Annotated in this window: 16 protein-coding genes; 5 read left to right on the plus strand and 11 right to left on the minus strand. The window is 45.2% G+C overall.

Going from position 1 to position 20,130, the window contains the following annotated elements:
* Positions 1 to 2: 2 nt before the first annotated feature.
* The 5 genes from AC1RVX_RS18560 to AC1RVX_RS18580 form a co-directional block, all read right to left on the minus strand.
* A complete protein-coding gene (locus tag AC1RVX_RS18560) occupies positions 3 to 776 on the minus strand; it encodes an ABC transporter permease (protein ID WP_493218083.1) in 774 nt (257 codons plus the stop codon).
* On the minus strand, positions 773 to 1,561 hold the full coding sequence (locus AC1RVX_RS18565; protein WP_493218084.1) for an ABC transporter permease: 789 nt from the start codon (positions 1,559 to 1,561) through the stop codon (positions 773 to 775). Before AC1RVX_RS18565 ends, AC1RVX_RS18560 begins: the two co-directional genes overlap by 4 nt.
* Positions 1,558 to 2,346 (minus strand): ABC transporter ATP-binding protein, encoded by a 789-nt coding sequence (locus AC1RVX_RS18570; protein ID WP_493218222.1) that lies wholly within the window; start codon positions 2,344 to 2,346, stop codon positions 1,558 to 1,560. Before AC1RVX_RS18570 ends, AC1RVX_RS18565 begins: the two co-directional genes overlap by 4 nt.
* A gap of 89 nt (positions 2,347 to 2,435) precedes the next feature.
* On the minus strand, positions 2,436 to 3,395 hold the full coding sequence (locus AC1RVX_RS18575; protein ID WP_493218085.1) for an ABC transporter substrate-binding protein: 960 nt from the start codon (positions 3,393 to 3,395) through the stop codon (positions 2,436 to 2,438).
* Positions 3,396 to 3,490: 95 nt separating this feature from the next.
* Positions 3,491 to 4,498, minus strand: a complete 1,008-nt coding sequence (locus tag AC1RVX_RS18580) for a fumarylacetoacetate hydrolase family protein (protein ID WP_493218086.1) — start codon at positions 4,496 to 4,498, stop codon at positions 3,491 to 3,493.
* A 164-nt stretch (positions 4,499 to 4,662) separates the two neighbouring features.
* Between AC1RVX_RS18580 and AC1RVX_RS18585 the strand changes: the two genes are divergently transcribed.
* Positions 4,663 to 5,568: a LysR family transcriptional regulator gene (locus AC1RVX_RS18585; RefSeq protein WP_493218087.1), complete on the plus strand. Its 906-nt coding sequence runs from the start codon at positions 4,663 to 4,665 to the stop codon at positions 5,566 to 5,568.
* A 115-nt stretch (positions 5,569 to 5,683) separates the two neighbouring features.
* Here AC1RVX_RS18585 and AC1RVX_RS18590 read toward each other — a convergent pair whose 3' ends face one another.
* The gene (locus tag AC1RVX_RS18590) at positions 5,684 to 6,160 is read right to left on the minus strand and encodes a MarR family winged helix-turn-helix transcriptional regulator (protein WP_493218088.1); all 477 of its coding nucleotides are present in this window, start codon (positions 6,158 to 6,160) and stop codon (positions 5,684 to 5,686) included.
* A gap of 516 nt (positions 6,161 to 6,676) precedes the next feature.
* Here AC1RVX_RS18590 and mhpT point away from each other — a divergent pair.
* The 3 genes from mhpT (at position 6,677) to AC1RVX_RS18605 (ending at position 9,590) form a co-directional block, all read left to right on the plus strand.
* The gene (gene mhpT, locus AC1RVX_RS18595) at positions 6,677 to 7,891 is read left to right on the plus strand and encodes a 3-(3-hydroxy-phenyl)propionate transporter MhpT (RefSeq protein WP_493218089.1); all 1,215 of its coding nucleotides are present in this window, start codon (positions 6,677 to 6,679) and stop codon (positions 7,889 to 7,891) included.
* A 489-nt stretch (positions 7,892 to 8,380) separates the two neighbouring features.
* Positions 8,381 to 8,596: a hypothetical protein gene (locus tag AC1RVX_RS18600; RefSeq protein WP_493218090.1), complete on the plus strand. Its 216-nt coding sequence runs from the start codon at positions 8,381 to 8,383 to the stop codon at positions 8,594 to 8,596.
* A 10-nt stretch (positions 8,597 to 8,606) separates the two neighbouring features.
* The gene (locus AC1RVX_RS18605) at positions 8,607 to 9,590 is read left to right on the plus strand and encodes a DUF6976 family protein (protein ID WP_493218091.1); all 984 of its coding nucleotides are present in this window, start codon (positions 8,607 to 8,609) and stop codon (positions 9,588 to 9,590) included.
* A 101-nt stretch (positions 9,591 to 9,691) separates the two neighbouring features.
* Here AC1RVX_RS18605 and AC1RVX_RS18610 read toward each other — a convergent pair whose 3' ends face one another.
* Positions 9,692 to 9,937, minus strand: coding sequence for a hypothetical protein (locus AC1RVX_RS18610; protein WP_493218092.1), 246 nt, complete (start codon positions 9,935 to 9,937; stop codon positions 9,692 to 9,694).
* A gap of 173 nt (positions 9,938 to 10,110) precedes the next feature.
* Positions 10,111 to 11,052, minus strand: a complete 942-nt coding sequence (locus AC1RVX_RS18615; RefSeq protein ID WP_493218093.1) for an arginine deiminase-related protein — start codon at positions 11,050 to 11,052, stop codon at positions 10,111 to 10,113.
* A 220-nt stretch (positions 11,053 to 11,272) separates the two neighbouring features.
* Here AC1RVX_RS18615 and AC1RVX_RS18620 point away from each other — a divergent pair, with 220 nt between their 5' ends.
* Positions 11,273 to 12,457, plus strand: coding sequence for an alginate lyase family protein (locus AC1RVX_RS18620; RefSeq protein ID WP_493218094.1), 1,185 nt, complete (start codon positions 11,273 to 11,275; stop codon positions 12,455 to 12,457).
* Between the two features lie 52 nt (positions 12,458 to 12,509).
* Here the strand turns inward: AC1RVX_RS18620 and AC1RVX_RS18625 are convergent, their stop codons facing one another.
* From AC1RVX_RS18625 to AC1RVX_RS18635, 3 genes are all read right to left on the minus strand, one after another.
* Positions 12,510 to 16,292: an EAL domain-containing protein gene (locus AC1RVX_RS18625; protein ID WP_493218095.1), complete on the minus strand. Its 3,783-nt coding sequence runs from the start codon at positions 16,290 to 16,292 to the stop codon at positions 12,510 to 12,512.
* A 133-nt stretch (positions 16,293 to 16,425) separates the two neighbouring features.
* A complete protein-coding gene (locus tag AC1RVX_RS18630; protein ID WP_493218096.1) occupies positions 16,426 to 18,948 on the minus strand; it encodes an ATP-binding protein in 2,523 nt (840 codons plus the stop codon).
* Positions 18,949 to 18,956: 8 nt separating this feature from the next.
* A complete protein-coding gene (locus tag AC1RVX_RS18635) occupies positions 18,957 to 20,000 on the minus strand; it encodes an ABC transporter substrate-binding protein (RefSeq protein WP_493218097.1) in 1,044 nt (347 codons plus the stop codon).
* Between the last annotated feature and the right edge of the window lie 130 nt (positions 20,001 to 20,130).

A 20,130-nucleotide genomic window follows, 5' to 3' on the forward strand; every position in this document is an offset into this window, starting at 1 on the left:
CTCTATTTTTTCCAGGCCAATAAACGCTGTTCAAGCAAATGTAATAGAAAATTGCTTCCCAGCCCAATACCACCGAGTAATAACACTCCGGCAAACAAATCTGCAGCCCGGAATGAACGGGCTGCCAGCAAAATTGCTGTACCCAACCCATCTTGCGATGTCAGCATTTCGCCCACGACTGCCAGGATTAATGAAATCGTCAGCGACACCCGCATGCCCGCCAGTGCGTCTACAAGCGCGTTCGGCAAACCAATCTTGACAATGAATGCAAAGCGCGACAGCCCAAGTACTTTTGCCACTTCGTTCAATCTTGGCTCTATATTGGCGAACCCATGTATTGTTCCTAGCAAGACTGGCCATACCGCGCCGAAGATAATGACGAACAAAACCATCAACGGCGATAAACCAAACAATGCAATCGCTACCGGCACCATGGCAGAGGCTGGTAATGGCCGGATAAATTCCAATGAGGGCTGCAACCAGGCACGCATGCCTGCAGAAACACCTATCAAGGTACCAAGGGCAATACCAAACAAAGATGCCATTAACCATCCATAAAACATCCTGGTCACGGTGCCACGGGTCAATGCAGGTAAATCACCGTTAGACCAGGCATCCTGCAATGCATAAAATGTGGCTGCAGGCCCAGGTAAAAAAACTGGCGATATCCACTGCTTTTCGGCAATTAATGCCCAAAGGCCAAGCAATACTATGGCGACAAAAATGCTGCCGATATGGCACAGAAGCTGGAACGATGGTGTTGATAGAGCCTTCATCGAGTCCCCCGCATCACAAATGGGTTGAAAAAAAGCGTTTGCAGGCGGATCAAAACAGCATTCAAAGCCCAACCAATAACACCTATCCATGTCAGGAAGGCCAGCATCAATTCAGGTCTGAGGTTTTGCTGCGCCGACATCATCGCGTAACCAAGGCCATATGGATTGGCTGCAATTTCAACCGTGACTGCCACCACCAGGGCTATTCCGCTGGATAAACGAAAAGCGATGAAAACTCGCGGTAATGCTGCAGGTAAAATAATTTTTTTCACCTGGTCACGCATTGACAAGCCCAATACTTTTGCGACATCCAGGAGCTGACGTTCGACATGACTCACGGCATTTCTTGTCAGCATCAACATAGGAAAACAGCAAGTGAATGCGATGACCGTGATTTCCATCCGATAACCGAAACCAAAAATCATCATGGCTATTGGTATGAGTGCCACTGATGGTATGGGCATAAGCAATTGCACAGTCAAGGCACCCAACCGTGAAGATATTGGCGACAACCCAAACCAGCATCCGATTGCAAGACCAATGCCACCACCCAACGCCAAGCCTGCCAATGCAGCACCAAGCGTCTGTATCGTCGCGTTCCAAAAATCGCCATCACCACAGGCATTTTTCAAAGCGAAAATAATGTCACTTGGTTTTGCAAGGGCATCGCTTTGCATGCCGGATTGCCGCATCGCAATTTCGGTGATACTCACTACGCAAAGAGGAACCACCCACCCGCGAAAAAACCCCCACCTTTGCCAACTTTGTATAAGTTTGAAGTTCATTCGTGATGCTCCTGAATAAAGTCAAACAAGTGACGGCGCAGCTTTAAGAATTCACTATCTTCTCGTGTTGTCAGTTGATCTCTGGGACGTGGAATTGGCACCAATATTGATTGCGCCAAACTACTCAGGCCATGGCCAGGGTTGGCTCGCAAGGCGATAACACGATCCCCTAGGTAAATCGCCTCTTCCAGGTCATGAGTGATGAACAATACTGTCGTGCCAGTTTCAGCAACGATAACGGACAATTCATCCTGCAGGCTTTGACGGGTCATGGCATCAAGCGCACCAAAGGGTTCATCCATCAAAAGGATGGTCGGCTCCTGGGCAAGACAGCGTGCAATTTGTACGCGCTGCTGCATACCACCTGACAATTCTGCTGGATATTTCTCTGCGTGCCTGGATAAACCAACCTTTGCCAGTAGCTGCATGATGCGGTCAGGGTGCTGTGTCTTTGGTATGCCCATCGCCTCCAAAGCCAGGCCGACGTTTCCAGCGACAGTACGCCATGGCAGCAAGGCTTTGCCATAATCCTGAAAAACAATGGCAACATCTCTGGACGGTCCGGTAATCACATCATCGCCCCGCAGTATTTGACCTGAACTAGGTGCAATCAATCCTGTCATCAGGCGCAGCAAGGTCGTTTTTCCACAACCTGAAGGGCCAACAACACAAACGAACTGCCCCTTGGCGATCGAAAAATCGAGTTCGTTGATAATCCTCCGCCCTCCCAAATCCAGGCTAACCTGATTGAAACGGATAATGTCCTGTACTGCATTATTTTCCATATTGATTGATGCCGGATAATTGGCGCTCATATTGGCTCGTAATGCGAGAACTGATGCACTCATGGTGAAGTCTCCAATTCGACGTAAATTTACCGGACAATAATGGAAGCGATATCAGGTGTATTTTTGTATGCTTCTTTATTCGGTGTTTTGAACATTTCTTGCTGGCGCATTGCAGTTACCCAAAATTTCAGGTGTTCAGCAGAAATGTAATTAGCCAGCTTGGGTATGGGAAGTGTTTCCAGAACTTGTGGAGGCACTTTTACGTACTTCCCTATGATGCTGCGCGTCGCCTGGGGATTGGCCAGGGCAAACTCCACTGCTTCTGTCAAGGCTTCATTGATAGCTTTCAGGGCAGCAGGATTTTTCTTCACCCATTGACGTGTGGATGCGTACACTACGACAGAGAAACCATCAGGCAAGTCCTTTGATAGATTTGCGTAGATCACACCAACACCGCTTTGCTCAATACGGCTCATGAAAGGATCGGCAACGACAACTGCATCGACATTTCCACCTTTCAATACGTCATTCATTTGTGGAAATGGGATTTCAACGAAATTGATTTTTTTAGTGTCCACGCCTTTATAGAAAAACCATTTTCGTATCAACACATGCAATGCCCCACCAAGGCCGGGCACGCCTATTTTTTTTTCAATGAAGTCAGCAGGCGTGTGAATCTCCGTACCCGCCTTAACCAACAATCCAGGATTCTTGGCGCTGCTGTCACTGAGAGATGCACTTGCAAATGTCACCAGATCCAGTCCGCTTGATGCTGCCTGCAACAAGGTGCTTGGTGCTATTCCGCCCACCTGTATCGAATCTGACTGCAATGCTGGTGGTATATTCGACGTCAGAGTGATCAGTTGAAGTTCAACATCCAAACCTCGTTTTTTGAATAAACCCTTGTCTTTAGCAACAAAAGCAGCAGCAAAATCAGAAATCCCGGTGTAGCCAAATACGATCGGTGTTTGTGCCACCGTGGCTGTGCTGTACAACTGCATTGCGAATACTGCTACCAGCAACACAAGGTGTTTTACTGTTTTCATACTTGTCTCCGTTTTAAATTAATTTATGCAGTGACGGCATCTTTGTGCCTTGTCTGTCCACTGCAAATTCCTATTGCACTTGCTTTGTTTATACGTCATGCAACAATTTTGTTACGCAAGATGCCGATATGCTGAACTTCCAGTTCAATCACGTCTCCAGCCTTCAAAAAACGGCCGTGTTCAAGACCACACCCCATACCTTGCCCTCCTGAACATGTACCTGAACCAAAAAATTCTCCGGGATACAAGGTTTCACTTTTCGACACATAAGCAAGCACCTCTTCAAAAGTAAAATACATATCCCTGCTATTGCCGAGTGATACTTCCTCTCCGTTGATGCGAGCACGCATGCTTAGTGCATAAGGATCGGGAATCTCATCAGGGGTGACCAACACCGGCCCCATGCAATTTCCCGTATCAAAATCCTTCCCTTTCGCAGGGCCTAAGCGCGCGCCCATTTCACGACCTTGAATATCACGGGCAGAAAAATCATTAAAAATCGTGTAACCACCTATATAACTGCGGGCTGCATTGACATCAATGTCACGTCCGCGCTTACATAAATAGATCCCGAACTCAAGCTCGTAGTCGAACACTTTGGTGTACGAAGGAATCACAATATCGGCATCATTACCAACCACGGAAAAACGATTTCCCTTGTAATACGCTGGTCGCTCATACCAGGGCTGGTTGCTGGTATAAGCCAGAGTATGTTGGCGACCAAATGTTTTCTCTATCCAGAGATCCAGTTTCGCGCGCCACGGTTTCATTCCATATTTTCGTGTCGCATTGATGACATGCTGTTCAAAATTCATGAATTCGCGTATGGACTCAGGCGTAGGTACTGGTGCCAGGATTTTCACTGCATTGAGATTCAGCACTAATTCAGGTCCGGAATTTCTTATTCCGTATTCCATTGCTGAAAACGCGACTTCGTGCGCTATCTTGTCCCCGACAAGGAAGGTGAGCATCGTTACTAAATGCGGGCTAGTCATGCCATGTTGTTCAACGTATGCCGCTTGTAGTCGCACAAGACTTGTGTTCCCGGAAAGCAAAGCGCCGATTTCCATACGCTCTTCATAGGAGTAAGTAATTAATCTCATTCGTCTCTCTCTGTCATTTTTTTTGAACGTGTTCGGCACACTTTGTTTTTGCGACGAATTTGTCTCTTGGATGAACTGTAATTGAGAGCGAAGTTTCTGTGAAATCGTTTGTTTCGAACTATACTTTCGGTATAACCGAATGCTCAAAATAGAAGGAGACAGATATGCACTTCAAAGGACTGGACCTGAATTTACTGGTGGCTCTGGATGTACTGCTTAAAGAAAAAAGTATCACCCGTTCCAGCCAGCTATTGCACTTAAGTCCATCTAGTGTCAGCGGGGCACTTGCGAGGCTGCGAGAGTATTTTGATGACGAAATACTGGTATTGGTCGGCAGGAAAATGGTCCCTACCCCATTGGGAACTATGATTGCCAGTTCAGTTGGAGATATTTTGTTGCAAGTTCAATCGACGATAGACATACGACCACATTTTGATCCTGCCACTGCAAAGCGCAACTTTACTTTGATGATGTCCGATTACATATCGACTGTATTAATGAGTGGCGCACTGCGGAAAATGCAACAAATTGCACCCGGAATCACGTTTGACATGGTGCCTCCTACTGATACGCACAGTGAGGCATTGGACCGGGGTGAAATCGATTTGCTCATCATGCCCAAGAGTCTCATTTCCTCCAACCATCCGGCTGAAGTTTTATTTGCAGACAGTTATGTGTGCCTTGCAGCAAAAGATAATTCTCAAGTTGGAAACAAACTCTCATTAGAACAATACTGCAGCATGGGACATGTCGTTGTGAAAGCGGGAACGCCGCGCGGATTGACCCACGGCGATGTGTTTTTGACCCAAAAGAAAATAGAACGACGGATTGAAATATTTACCCTTAACTTCAATTGCCTGCCCCGCTATCTTATCGGCACCAAGCGCATTGCCACCGTACAAAAGAGGCTGGCTGACGAATATATTAAATATTTACCCCTCAAATCAGTACCATTGCCATTCAAGATTCCCAACCTGGTGGAAATGATACAGTGGCACCGTTACAAGGAGAAGGATCCAGCACTGACCTGGCTCAGGCAATATTTAAAACAAGCTGATGAACAACGTTGATTGTGTAAGTAGCGTCGTACTATATTCAACGTGCTCCTTGATTCCCCAACAGAGAAATACGCAGCCCCACCTGTTTAAGATGGCAAGTGTATTCAAATGAGGTCTTGCCTGAGATTTATTTTTCTTCCATATGGACAGGGTCTACCATCATGGATCCTAGCGAACGCAATAGTTTCCGCAATTGGCCATGCAGTGCGTTACGTTCTTCATTACCAAGTTCTGCAAGCATCGCAACTTCCAGCTTTGCAACAGCGATATCACAGTTCCTCAATAAACTTTGCCCAGATTCAGTCAGACTGATTTGAATGATACGACCATGACTGGCGTCTGGTTGGCGTTCTATCCACCCTCGGCTTTCCATTGTTTTTACCATTTCATTGGCGGATTGCGGTGACACCATTGATCGTTCCGCCAGCTGCGCATTTGATAATTGACTTTGTGCATTTAATACCGACAAGGCTGTATATTGCGGTGCCGTCAGGCCCAACACGGCAAGACTGTCACGCAGGCGCCGGTTCAGCACATGATCAATTCTTCCTATGAGGTAGGCGATACCGACGGGCCTGGGTTCAGATGATGGCGTAGTTGTCATTGATTTTTTCATTGTAAAAAAATTTCAAATAATTCTTGTTATTTATTTTGGAATGGCTATATTATAAGTCAAATATCAGGTATCCTGACATTAACCTTCATGAATAACGAGGAGAAAACATGGCAAATTATGACACGCGCTGGAGCACAGTAATAGTTGACGTAGCAGATGATGTCGCCTGAGTTACTTTAAACCGCCCCAATAAGCCTCATGTGATGAGCCCAACGCTCAATCTCAGCATCATTGAGTCATAACAAGATGGCTCGAGACGCCTTCGCTAGTAAGCCGGCGGCTGAAATGAGATTGTTCAACAAGTGCATGTCACACTCAGAATTGCGCGCAGCAACCAGCATGTCCCTGGAAAAGTCCGTCAGCAAAGAGATGATGCCCCCTGCATTCGCGTTAATTGATTGAGGGCTGTATCAACATTAATGACAACGAAAAGCAATTTTGAAACATACCTGATAAACATCATCAAAATACAAGGCGCAAAAAGCGCTGACCAATGGAGACAAAATGACAGCCAACCTGAATTCAGGATACGGAAGCGTTAGAACGATAGCGCTATGTTTTATAGTTGCCTTGTTAGAAGGCCTCGATTTGCAAGTAACCGGCCTTGCCGCGTCTGGAATCGCTGCCGAATTCAAGTTAAGCCCGGCACAGATGGGCTGGATGTTCAGCGCTGGCTTACTTGGTCTTTTGCCAGGTGGTTTTGTTGGGGGCAGATTGGCTGATAAAGTTGGTCGTAAAATGATATTGATCATTTCCGTCATACTCTTCGGCATATTTTCACTTGCCTCTGTGTATGCCTGGGATTATTCAAGTTTCCTGATTGCCCGCTTAATGACAGGCCTGGGTTTAGGAGCTGCACTGCCTGTACTCATCTTGCTTTCGTCTGAAGCATTCGAAGAAAAACATCGCAGTACTGCAGTAAGCATGACTTATTGCGGTGTACCTTTGGGAGGTGCTTTTGCATCCCTGTTTGGCATGTTGAATCTGGGTTATGGCTGGCGCAGTCTCTTCTATATTGGCGGCTTGTTACCAATTGCAGTTGCGGTGTTATTGCTTCTTTGGCTACCGGAATCCCGTGCATTCCGAAAAGATGCCATTAGCGCGGGACATGTGCGCGGCATAGAACAAACCGCATTTAGCGACCTGTTCCGGTCCAAAATGTGGCGCTCAACGACCATGCTTTGGCTGGGATTCTTTTTTACAATAACGACCTTATACCTGTTGCTGAACTGGCTGCCGTCTCTTCTGATGCGTCAAGGTATTGATCGTTCACACGCAAGCATTGTACAAATATTCTTCAATCTCGGCGGTGCAGCGGGGGCATTATTGACTGGTCGTTTGCTGGACCGCATACGTCCTGCTGTCGTGGTCGTGTTGACATATACCGGAATGTTGCTGTCACTTGCGGCCCTGGGCCTGTCTGACAGTTTTGCTGTTATGACTCTGGCTGGCACCCTGGCCGGATATTGTGCACTGGGGGCGCAATTGGTTCAGTATTCTCTGGCACCTAAGCTATATTCAACCTATATCCGTGCGACTGGCGTAGGCACCGCCCTGACCATTGGACGCATGGGTGCAGTGGGCGGGCCATTGATTGCGGGTGCAATTCTTGCCACAGGTGCAGGTGTTGGTGGCGTAATGCTCGCTGCGTCACCAGGTCTTGTTATAGCCGCAGTCACCGCATTGATTTTATTTGAAAAAAAGACTGCAGTAAGTTAAGGAGATTCTTCGTCAAATTATTGTGAAACGCAACTTGATCTGCATTGATAGCAATCTGCCCCATTCCCTGTTTATAAAAAACTTTGCCTCAAGTTGTCCCCCCAAAAAAAATGGAAACCAATTTTTGGGGGAATTTCATGGCTACATACTGTGCACTCACCTCACCACCTGCATCCTCGCGCTCGTTTGAATGCAACTACCATTTCGATATTATCGCTGGCTACAAGAGTTAAGATGACGCTCTCGTGTTCCCGCCACAAAATCTCGTCACGATGCAGCCAGACACGGCAGAAGCAACAACATGAGCAAAGCGAAATATAAGTTTGTGACGAATTGTCACAAGGAAATAGTTTTTGATTTACGTCAGTTCCATCTCTGGGAAATTTCATAAGCTAGACCTAACCCTTAAACGGGGTCGGCGAACATGCAATGAATATGATCAAGTGATACTTCATTGCATGATTTGAATAATCATCTGGAGATCATAATATGGCCATTCCACCCCTCAATCATCCTTGTTGGCAACGACTTGCAAACGGTGGACTTTCAAAGCTCAAGACGCAGCATCTCGGAACCCAGTTAATGGCAAAACGTATCGAGCGTAGCAATGCCCCTATTCCTGAAAGAGTTGCTGAGATTCATGCCTTCTTTACCAAGTGGGAACGAATTCTTGCAAACGAAGTTTCACAATTGACTACCATCTGAGGGCTGAATCATGAACAAACTAATAACAGTAGAAGAAGCCATCAAGTTGATAGGGCAAGGCATGCCGCTGAGTCTGGCTGGTCCGGAGCAGGAATTGGATAAACTGCCAGCTGGAAATTGGATTGGCGGGACAATACCGTATTTTATGGTCGCTACCGGTGGAGTAGTAGAGCGAGAAGGTAAAATTTTCGCCACCGACCTTTCCGAAGTTGGTGAAGTTACTTTTGCCAGCTATGACTCTGCAGAATTGGCAGGCATTTGCAAAAATGCACCTGCAAACGGTTTTTCATTAACAATCATCCCGGCTGGCAGTAACTCACATCGACAGTTTGCAGTTGATGCTGCGAATTTCGAAAATGCATTCATCAAGCCTACAGTCGGCTGGATTGCCGGCATTCATCTGTCAGAAGTCGGCGCCGTTACACCAAAGGTGTACGATGGACGTGGTCCAAGTAAATACGAAGATCGTGCCGTGGTTGCCTATGTCGCATTACCTGACGACAAACTGGCATCTATCGAAATAATTAATTTATTCGAGCCAGATGGCGGCGACGTGTTGCATTTTCCATCGTCCAGTTTCCAGGTGGATGAATGCCAAGTCAATGGCAAAAAAATGAACTTCGCCGAATACATCCGGAATCGTGGACTGGAGCAAGGAAAGTTGCCACTTGTTGGCGATTTTGCAGGTGCCTTTGTCAACGTATCTCTGCAGCAGGTTGGGGAAAGTGGCGGGACGGTAGATTTATATGCACCAGTCTTCCCTGGGGTCGATTATCGTTTCGCAAAACCCGTGGACGATTATGCCGCAGCCTTCCAAAATCGTTTGGCACAACAAAGCGCAGAAGGACTAGTTCTCTCTTGCAACTGCATCTTGAATTTCGTCTTCGGTGAACTTGAGGGTAAAGCTATTGGTGGCATGGAAGGACCGGTCACATTTGGTGAAATCGCCTATCAACTGCTCAATCAAACGATGGTGGCGATACGTGTATATTGATCAGCTGTCACCAAGCTTGAGTTAGCTGAAACGATCTGCTTGACTTTAAGTGCTGCAAGAGAACTGCTGGCGAAGGATAGCTTACAATAAAAGCAACCCGCTTACTGAGATTGACACCTTAGTAAGCGGGTTGCATCATAACGCAACACAACCGCCCATTCGCGATCCTGCAGCGGAAACTGCATCTCGACCACAGACTCGTTCATACGCCCTTTACCTGGCAGGCTTAGAAAGCTTTCGCGACTCGACTCTGCCAGAACTTTATTGCGCAAACTTAAAAAAACAAGATGAAACAAGACAGGTTGCATCGCAATCAATTGCTGATGAATACTGGAGATCAAGGTCATCGAGGCGAGTAAATTCTGGAACAGAAAAATAAAGTAAAGGCATTGAAAAAATTCACCGGACGCAAGCTGCTACCGATTGAGGAAAAACATGTGCGTCGCAGCTCCGCTTGAAATTTGACGGCAAAGTACCGACAATGCCTTTATTTTATTTATTTGTGTATGTGTATTATGAGTTATTTACTGACAATCGGCCTTTGCATTGGGGCCAATTTAGCTACCAATTTATTGGCAACAGTAGTAAAAATATTATTTTTTCCCATCGCAACTTGTAGGTCTTCAGCCAAAGCATTGAAGTGAGCGTTATTAATCCCCATCCCTTCATGCGTGCCATACATATCACGGCCTTTGTACTGACAAGGACCACCCGCCAGCTCACAAAATTGATCACTGAGCAGACCAGCTAAATGCTTTGTATCCACCTTGGAGAAAAACCGATTGATACGTTCATCTCCAAGTACGAGAGGAATAAAATCACTTACGATCTTGTCTATCCCGGCTTTGGCTCCCAAACTACAAACGATGGCCATCGTCTTTCCTACACACATCATCACATTGGTGTGGTAAATCTCCCGGGCATGCCGGTCAAAGGCACGAAACCAAACTGCACGATATGCGGTGCGATGCATAAACTCGTGCATCACCGCTGGGTGACTGCGTGACGAGTGACAGATATAGGCCAGTTTGTTGTCATGGTCCAGCACAAGCGAGCCAGTGCCCTCAAGATACAGCGCATCTTTTTCAAAATGCCCCAGATCGATTACTTCACGGATGCAGAATGTCTGTTCAATTTTTTCCAGAACCGCAGCACGTCTTTCCTGTCGTCGATTTGGCGCTTCCATGGGATATAAGAAGACCCGTCCATCAATATGCAAGCTGAGCCAGTTATTTGGGAAGATAGAATCTGGCGTGTACGGGATCGGCGTATCGTCGATCACTGTTACACCAACTCCAGCTTGGCGTGAAACGCTGACATAGGCGTCAAATTCCTGTAAAGCTTTGGTCTGTGACAAACAGGTATCTGTCTCCAATGTCTGAAAGGCGTTACTGAGCATACTTTGTGGATTCGACATAAATTTTTCTGGACGTATCATTAGTACTTGATCTGTCGTTTGCATTTGAGGCATCTCCATGGGTGAGTGATGAAAAAATTATGCTGGAACTTGCGATTGATAAAAAGTGCGCACTTTGATCACTTCGTCAGAAAATTTGACAAAATGAAGGTTTGAATACAGCATTTTTTCGGTAAGTGAATGTAAGCGTGTCATCCAGCCATCATGCTAAGGCGTTACTATTCCGATACCTCAACTACAGACTTTTTACACGAAGGTGATTAACTTGACTCGCCCATTCAAAAATACGAACTTCCTTGTCCATGCAGCATTACTGTTCACACTAGCTGTGGCATCTGCACACGGGGAATCCTTCGTTCATCCGGGTGCCTTACATACCCAGGTCGATCTTGAACGAATGAAAATGAAAGTCGAACAAGCTGCACAACCGTGGCTCAGCAGTTGGGAAATTCTGATCAAAAATCCGCACGCGTCATTGAATTGGACACCACGTCCTGTAGATGTGATCTATCGTGGCAAGGACAGAGTCGGTCACAATGAAAATTATGCTGTCTTATTTAATGACACCGCCGCCGCTTACGCGCTTGCACTACGCTGGAAGATAAGTGGCGACACTGTCTATGCAGATAAAGCGACAGCCATTCTGGATGCCTGGTCTGAGAAATTGACCACTATAGACGGCAGTTCGGATAAATTTTTGGCAGCGGGTATCTATGGTTACCAGTTTGCAAACGCCGCAGAGATCATGCGTACCTATAAGAAATGGCCAGAGAGTAATTTCAACCGTTTCAAAACATTGATGCTCAATGTCTTTTATCCGATGAACCACGATTTTCTGGTGCGACATAATGGCGCAAAAATTGACCATTACTGGGCAAACTGGGACCTGGCAAATATGGACTCCATGTTAGCCATTGGCATACTCACAGATCGACAAGACATCTATAAAGAAGCCATTGAATACTTCAAGCACGGGCAAGGTAATGGCGCTATTAATCAGGTCATATGGAAACTCTATCCTGATGGACTAGGACAGACACAGGAAAGCGGACGTGATCAAGGGCACAATACACTTAACGTCGCATTACTGGGGGCATTTTGTCAGATGGCGTGGAATCAGAACGACGACCTCTTCGGTTATGACAATAATCGTGTTTTGAAAGGTATCGAATATATCGCAAAATATAATCTTGGTTATGATGTCCCATATACCAAATACGTCAACAGTGACGTGACGCAAGACAGCATTTCGGCTGCGGGCCGAGGGGATACTCGCCCCGTGTGGGAAGTCTTTTATAACCACTACGTCATATTAAAAGGGCTTAATGCACCCTACACCACTATGGTTGTTGAAAAGCAGCGCCCGGAAGGCGGCGGTGGAAACTATGGCCCAAACAGCGGTGGTTACGACCAACTTGGTTACGGCACCTTAACTTATACTTTGAAATAAAATATTTTGTGGATGATGACAGCCTGGTTAATCGATTTGCCAGTCATGAAAATCATAAGCTTTTTGCCAGACGTTTACCATCTACCAACATGGTCAGAAATTTATTTGCTGGCACTGGCGGGCTAAAATAATAGCCCTGCAGCTCATCACAATGGTGATCCAGCAAAAATTGTAACTGATCCACAGTTTCAACGCCTTCCGCAACGACACGAAGACCTAAACTGTGGGCCATTGCAATGATGGCTTTAGCTATGGCCGCATCTTCCGCAGAATTGCAGACATCAATAATAAAGGCCCGGTCAATTTTAATAAAATCGAATGGAAACCGTTTCAGATACGCCAACGATGAATACCCTGTACCAAAATCATCCAGCGATAATTTGGAACCTAAATCCTTCAATTCTTGCAAATTACTAATCGCGTCTATGGGTTCATCCATCACCACAGATTCAGTTAATTCAAATTCGACATACTCTTGAGGCAAATCATATTTTGCAACTATGTCACGTACCGTCTGTAATATTTTTCCTTTTTTAAACTGAACTGCCGATAAATTAATTGCTACTGGAACTATTTTGATTTTCTCTTGGCGCCATCGCGCTTGCTGAGCACATACTGAATCGATAACCCATTCACCGATAGCAACAATTTGCCCAGTATCTTCAGCAAGGGGGATGAACTCTATGGGGGAAATTTGACCACGCACGGGGTGATGCCATCGAATTAAAGCTTCAGCACTCACTATATGACCGGTATGTAAATCAACACGAGGCTGATAATATATTTCAAATTGCTCACTTTCCAGTGCTTCCTTGAGCGCGTTTTCCAAAGCGATGCGCTCAGCAATTGCTTCATTCATCTTTCGGGAGTAATAGAGATACTGTTCAGTTGATGATTTTGCTTTTTTTAAGGCGACTTCGGCATGTTTATACAGTGTCTCTGCATCTTCTCCATCCGCAGGGTAAAGCGCAATACCTGCCCGAATGGAAAGCCGGATTTCGTGTTGTGATAATTTGAAAGTCTGCCCAAGTGGCTCCAATATTTGCTGAGTTAACTGTGCAATGACGTCCGCATCTCGTTTAACTGCACCAAATGCAATAGCAAAGATATCTCCCCCGACACGTGCAAGGCTGTATGGTTCTTTTAATTCAGCGCTCAAATGGTTTGCAACCAATTTGAGTATGGCGTCACCCGAGTGCCGTCCGTGGACTTCATTAAATTGAGCAAAATGATCAAGGTTGATCATAATCACTGCAACCAGGTCATCCGAATTAAATGATGCATGTAACATTTGTGTTAAACGATCATGAAACAGCATGCTATTGGGTAGCCCTGTCAATGCATCGTAATAGGCAAGATAATTGAGTCGCTCTTCTTTTTCTATAAATTGCAAGCCAAATGATAAGTCACCAACCAGTTCATCAAATAGCTTTCTCGTATCTTTTTGGGAAAAACAAGCAATAGCATCAGCTACGACAACAATGACACTAATGACTTGATTGTCAACAGACAAGGGTAAGGCAACCAATGATTTAAAATCGTTTTCCAGTAATTTTGTCTTCAACACAGACTGTGCTAACTCCACTTGGATATCATCCAAAATCACTGGCCGATTTTCGATGAAAGCAGTAGTCGCAGGTCCGCTATTTATCGTTGCCTCAATAGCTTGCACGAGCTGACTTTTTTTGGTATCGCCAATATCATGTATGGACCACGCACACATATTGATACTTTCTGTATTCGTATCAATAACACCGGCCCAGGCGACACAGAATTCACCCTGGTTGGTCAACACCCGACAAGCCTCATGCAATAATTCATTCCTATTGCGAATACGGACGATAGCAGAATTGATTCCACTTAAAACTGCATATATGCGGTTTAAGTGCGCAATGTTTTGTTGCTGTATCTTTTGCTCAGTCACATTCTGAATAGTATTAAACCAGCGCGGTGCCCTGTCCAAATAACTTTTAGCTGGCAAAGGCTCCATTACTTGCCGCACATGAATTAGCTCACCGTCGCCACGCCTGATGCGATATTCGATATCCTGACGTTGTTTGCTTTTACCAGCTGCAACGCAAGTGGCACGAAAACGTTCACGATCAACTGGCTCAACAATGCTTAGCCAATCACGTGTATTAGTTGGTAAGGCTATGCTTGTCGTGCCAATCAGTTGAGGCAAAGTAACTGACCAACTTTCAAATGAGCCATCCGGTTGGCTGATAACATGAGACAGTTTTGCAATTAACTGCGCTCTTTGTAACCCGGCCTCTCGTTCCAACAATGACGTTTGCAAATTTTCCTGTGTTGTAATGTCTTCAGCAACGCCTGCAATTCTGTATATTTCCCCTACGTCATTGCGAATCGGAAAACCGCGCACGTGTATCCACCTCACGACACCATCAGCCCGAATTATTCTGTACCGATGATCAAAATTGTGATCAGATGCTTCCGGGCCAAGCAATTTCCAATTTTTCCCTGCAAGCTGGATTCCCGGTATGTCATCAGGATAAATTGATTCCCGCCAGGATTGTGGCTTAGCATATAAACTCAGGCAACTACGTCCCCAGATTTTTTCGTACGCTGGACTAATATACAGAACGCGAACATTTACCGGATCAACCAGAAAAAAAGCTTCGTCTATGTTTTCAGCCAATTGGCGAAAGCGAGTTTCGCTTTCATACAATTGGTCAGCGATTCGTTTGCGTTCGGCAAGGTCAATTTCCAGGCGATTTGCATGCTCTTGAACTACTTCAAACAAATCTAGATTTTCATATGCAATCGCCAATTGAGTGGCGACCGTCATCACCGTTTGTTCGTCAATTTCATTGAATTCGTTGGCATCAAATTTATCAACGAGATAAATCCAGCCATAACAGCGCTTTGAACTGGTGATTGGCACACCAAGAAATGAATGGACTGGTGGGTGATTTGCCGGCAACCCTAATATCTCAGGATTACCATCCCGGTTTTCAAAGCGTACCGGGTTTCTTTGCTTCAGCAACTTCCCAAGTACTCCTGTAGTAATTGGGACTGAAAAGAAATATTCATTGAACTTGGGTTCCAACCCCCTTACACAAGAATGTAATATTGTTTCATAACTCGAATTAACTATGCCAGCAACGGCGTATTTTGCGACACTGACATGGCGAGCAACCCGACACCCACTTTCCAGCAAACGAATCGGATCCCTTTCAGAATTCAATTCAATGCCCATGTCGATCAAGGCAGTCAATCTCAGGCTTACCGCCTGCAAATCAGCAAGTGACTGCGACAATCTCTTATTTGTCTCTTTTACTTCATCGTTTTGGGGAAGATGTGAATTTGTGTCTTCTGCGATTTTGGAAATAAACTGACTGCTACTTTCCAATTCTCGTAAATATCCGGTTAACTGATTATCGATAGACTCGAATCGGTTTCCTGCCTGAGTTACGTTGACTGGTAGCGCTGCAATCTTGACAGTTGTCGTTGTTCCCAGAGCTTCACGCACAGTCTTCAAAATCAAATCCGGCGGCGAAGGTTTTTGCAATACCCATTTAACGCCACAAGAACGCGCCATCACATCCGCTTCACGCGTGCTATAAGTTGAAGTATAGAAAATGACCGGTATGCCAGCGATAGAAGGCTCGGTGCGGATACGCAGCACAAATTCATAGCCGTTCATGTGAGGCATTAAGATATCTGAAATAATCAAATCCGGACGTTCTTGCAAAGCTAATTTCAAGCCTTCCAATCCGTCTGATGCCAATAGCAATTTGTGATGCTGAAAATTAAGCAATGCAGTCAGAAATTGGCGATTTAACGCATGATCATCTACGATCAAGATAGTAGCCATTCATGTTCCTTTCATGAACTACTAGTAAATGTCGGCGCAATCGATGATTGCAAGCAAATTGACTTAATAATACCTCCAATATTAATTTGGTACATCAAGACTTCCTGTCATCAACACTTACTATGTATGCCCATTACAATATTTTTCTTAAAGCCTCTCGCAACTCCGATAATTTAGGCGGTTTGCTGAGCACACAATTGACATGAGTAGGCTCGTCACCATCATCAACCAGCCGTTGTCCCCATCCGGTTAACATGATAATGGGTGTCATTGGCGACAATTTCTTAATCGAACTGGCAACTTTGCGACCATCAACATAAGGCATTCCCAAATCAGTAATGACGACAGCAAATGACTCACCTCTTTCTTGTGCCTCGCGAAATGTATCTATGCCAAGCTGGCCACCGTTAGCGGCCACAACACTGTGGCCATCTATTTCCAAAATATCCCGCACAGATTTAAGGACCATAGGGTCGTCATCGACGACAAGCATACGTTTATGGGTGGGAATCGCGCGTGACGTTACGGCTTGAGAAATCTCTTTAATTGCTGCCGGCACCAGGAAGCTTAAGCGCATTGTTGTTCCCTTATTGAGTTCAGTATCAATCTCAATATCAGCGCTATGCCTTTCTATCATTCCATATACCATTGCCAGCCCTAAACCTGTACCACGTTCACCTTTCGTAGTAAAAAAAGGCTCCAGGCATCGACGCCTGGTGTCTTCGCCCATGCCAACACCGCTATCACTAACCTCTATCAAGACTCGCATTACTTTCATGTCTTCTGTTGATAAATGCGATTGTTCTGCCAGTCTTGTTCTCAGCGTTAAGGTGCCACCATTTGGCATTGCATCTACTGCATTAAATATAATATTCGTCAATGCCTCTCTGATTTCACCATTCACACCCATAATATCTGGTAAATCACTTGCTAATTCAGTTCGTAATTCAATGACTATCCCGCGTTGCTGCGGCATATCGCTCCATCGGGCACGTGTCAGATCAATGACCTGCTGTACCAATTTATTTACGTCAACCGGCATTAAATTAAGTTGAGGTGGACGCTGCCGGTAAAATTCCCTCATTCTGGCGACTGTGGCCGCGACATCATCAATAGCCCGAGAGATAATTTCCAGATAGCCACGCCCTTTTTCACTAAGATTTTTCTCTGTCTCAAGTAAAGATTCTGTATACAGCGCCACAGGAGAAATCGCATTATTGATATCATGAGCAATACCACTCGCCATTTGCCCCAGTGCACGCAATCTTTCTTGCTGCATTACCGACTGCTGCGTTTGCCGCAGATCATCGTAAGCTTGTTGTAACGATCCATACAATTGAGCTTGATTAGCGGCAAGGGCAACATGTTCACTCAACTGCTGCAAAAATTCGCATTCGCCACTGTTAAAACTGAATGCCTGATTTTTTGCAACCACGAGCACACCAAATACCACACTCTCTGCTCGCAGTGGTGCCATCACTAATGCACGCAAACCACCTTTGACCAACCGCTGAGGGAAAGGAAAAGCAACGTTGCTGATGTCCGCTTCATAAACCAAATGACCGCGTACGCACCGTGACAAACCATTTTCGTCTATGGCAATTTCACTGTTGCTAGTCATGGCCAGTTCTTGTGCCAACATCTCGCTGTGCAGACCGACGCTGGCAACCACCAGTATATTTTTTTGTTGGTCGTAGAGACAAATGCAGCTAAAGTCGACAGGCAAGTGATCTTCGAGGCTACGAATAACTACTTGAAAGATACTACGTAAATCCTGACGTTCACCAATGGAACGCGTAATCTGATGCAAGAGATTTAAACGACTAAGTTGCGCCTGTGCTTTTTTCTCTATTTGCTGTCGTTCAATAATTTCAGTCTGCAGTGAATCATTCATGCCCGCGAGTTTGTCACGCGAAACCGTAGTCAATTTCAATTTTTCTGTCATACCATCGAACGCACGAGCCAGGTCACCAATTTCATCGTGAGTTTTGATATTGAGTGAAAACTCCAGATCCCCTCCTCCAACAATAGCTGTACCCTGGCGCAATTTTTCGAGTGGTTTGGTGACGCTTCTCAGCGTCAGGTAGATGGTGAAGGTGACAACGAGTATCACCATACCTCCAAACAGAATTACTCCATTAAATGATTGTCGTTGCGCGTCTAAAGCACCAGCCCTGCTTTGTTCGGATAGGTTTAAAGCATCAGAGATCATGCCCTGTGCCTTATTTGAAATTTGCCCTAACAACCTGGATTCAAGCTCTTTCAGCATTTCACTTTTATTGCTGTCATGCTCCAACTCTGAACGATTTGCAATTAACAGGGCAAATAATTTTTCAAGATTTTCGTTGGTATGTATGAGTCCTTTTATGACGCTCTTCCCCTCAGGCTCAGTAAACTCCTCTATTGATAAAAGACGTTTGTTCAACGAGGCATTCCTCAGTTTCCACTGTGCTATGGTGCGTTCCTCATGGAGCAATGCATATTCCAAAGTCAGATATCGAAGTGAAGTAACAGCCTGCAAAAGTTCTCCCGCGATTTCATTTTTTGCAATTTCACGACGCATCTTGAGGTTTGTCGATAACAAAACGACGACAATTGCTGCAACTACCGCAAGTGAAAATAGTTCGGCGAATTTCAGTCGAGTTGAAATTTTCACTTTATTTCTCAATGAATAATGGTAACTGTTGACGGTTTCACTGCCTCCAGACCATCAAGATAAATGTAGTCAAGATAATTAGGAGTTGACGTTTTATTCGTTAGTTTATTTTTGATTGCCCATCTTGCTTCATCTTCCAGCGCAAGAAGCAATCCCTGGTCCAGAGCAACGTCAAATCGATAGGATGGCCATGCACCTTCCAGGTCTTTCATGTCCGTTTTGATCATAACATCCACCAGTTTTCGTGCAGCGTCGGGCATATCATTACAAAAACGTCCGCCCAAATCCAATGCACGCAATGCTTTTTTAATTGTTTCTGGATGTTTGATGACATAATCTCTCAAGCCAACAATTCCATATAGGCTTTCATATATATCTTGCCCATAAAAAGCCACGCCATTGCTACCTAATTGCGTAAGGATATTGCCTAAAAAAGGCTCCCAACCTGCCACCGCATCAACGTCCCCTTTTTCCAGCGCTTTGCTCAATTCCTCAGGTTTATAGTTGTGCTTGATTACATCATCAGGATTCAGTTTTTGCCTGTTAAGAAAAGCATCCAGCGTAAAATGCCCTGAAGTACTTTGCGTCACCCCGACATGCTTCCCCTTCAGACTAATTGGCGTTGTTACCCCTTTGTCCTTTCTTCCGACAATCCCATGATCTTTTTCGGCTTTAAATATTGTGGCAATAACCAATATCGGCCGGTTATCCAGGCCTGCGAACATAATTGGAATGTCTGCAACGGTTCCCAAGTCGGCCTGTCCTTGCAGGACAGCTTCCATTGCGGCCTTACCACTTGAATGCGACTGTATCCTGACCTGCAAGCCCTCATTAAGAAAATAGCCGTTCTCTAAAGCGGCAATAATGGAACAGGTTCCTACATATTCGGTATTAGTTGCAATCGTTATCTGTTCAAGAACTACAGGGCGACCATTTGCTGGTGCGCGAAACATCAACATGTAAGCCGCAAGCAAAACAATAGCCATCAACACACTGGCGGCAACATAGATGTAGGTTTTGGGAATATTCTTTGTACTCGCCGCATATCTCATTGCGATTCCTCTTCTACATTATCGGGACTCATATAACAAACAAAAGAGTGCGACGAATACAACAAAGACAGCTACAAGAAATACTAAACTTTAATTGCCGCAAAGCAAAACTAAAAACACAAGAAGCTTC

The organism is Undibacterium sp. GW821-FHT11B02 (assembly GCF_058808955.1).

Bases quoted from the DNA above. Each gene is read 5' to 3' on its own strand.
- AC1RVX_RS18590 (WP_493218088.1), bottom strand. From the start codon at position 6,160: ATGACAACTACGCCATCATCTGAACCCAGGCCCGTCGGTATCGCCTAC.
- AC1RVX_RS18575 (WP_493218085.1), bottom strand. From the start codon at position 3,395: ATGAAAACAGTAAAACACCTTGTGTTGCTGGTAGCAGTATTCGCAATG.
- AC1RVX_RS18585 (WP_493218087.1), top strand. From the start codon at position 4,663: ATGCACTTCAAAGGACTGGACCTGAATTTACTGGTGGCTCTGGATGTA.
- AC1RVX_RS18610 (WP_493218092.1), bottom strand. From the start codon at position 9,937: ATGACCTTGATCTCCAGTATTCATCAGCAATTGATTGCGATGCAACCT.
- AC1RVX_RS18625 (WP_493218095.1), bottom strand. From the start codon at position 16,292: ATGGCTACTATCTTGATCGTAGATGATCATGCGTTAAATCGCCAATTT.
- AC1RVX_RS18570 (WP_493218222.1), bottom strand. From the start codon at position 2,346: ATGGAAAATAATGCAGTACAGGACATTATCCGTTTCAATCAGGTTAGC.
- AC1RVX_RS18605 (WP_493218091.1), top strand. From the start codon at position 8,607: ATGAACAAACTAATAACAGTAGAAGAAGCCATCAAGTTGATAGGGCAA.
- AC1RVX_RS18600 (WP_493218090.1), top strand. From the start codon at position 8,381: ATGGCCATTCCACCCCTCAATCATCCTTGTTGGCAACGACTTGCAAAC.
- AC1RVX_RS18635 (WP_493218097.1), bottom strand. From the start codon at position 20,000: ATGAGATATGCGGCGAGTACAAAGAATATTCCCAAAACCTACATCTAT.
- AC1RVX_RS18565 (WP_493218084.1), bottom strand. From the start codon at position 1,561: ATGAACTTCAAACTTATACAAAGTTGGCAAAGGTGGGGGTTTTTTCGC.
- AC1RVX_RS18615 (WP_493218093.1), bottom strand. From the start codon at position 11,052: ATGCAAACGACAGATCAAGTACTAATGATACGTCCAGAAAAATTTATG.
- mhpT (WP_493218089.1), top strand. From the start codon at position 6,677: ATGACAGCCAACCTGAATTCAGGATACGGAAGCGTTAGAACGATAGCG.
- AC1RVX_RS18580 (WP_493218086.1), bottom strand. From the start codon at position 4,498: ATGAGATTAATTACTTACTCCTATGAAGAGCGTATGGAAATCGGCGCT.
- AC1RVX_RS18560 (WP_493218083.1), bottom strand. From the start codon at position 776: ATGAAGGCTCTATCAACACCATCGTTCCAGCTTCTGTGCCATATCGGC.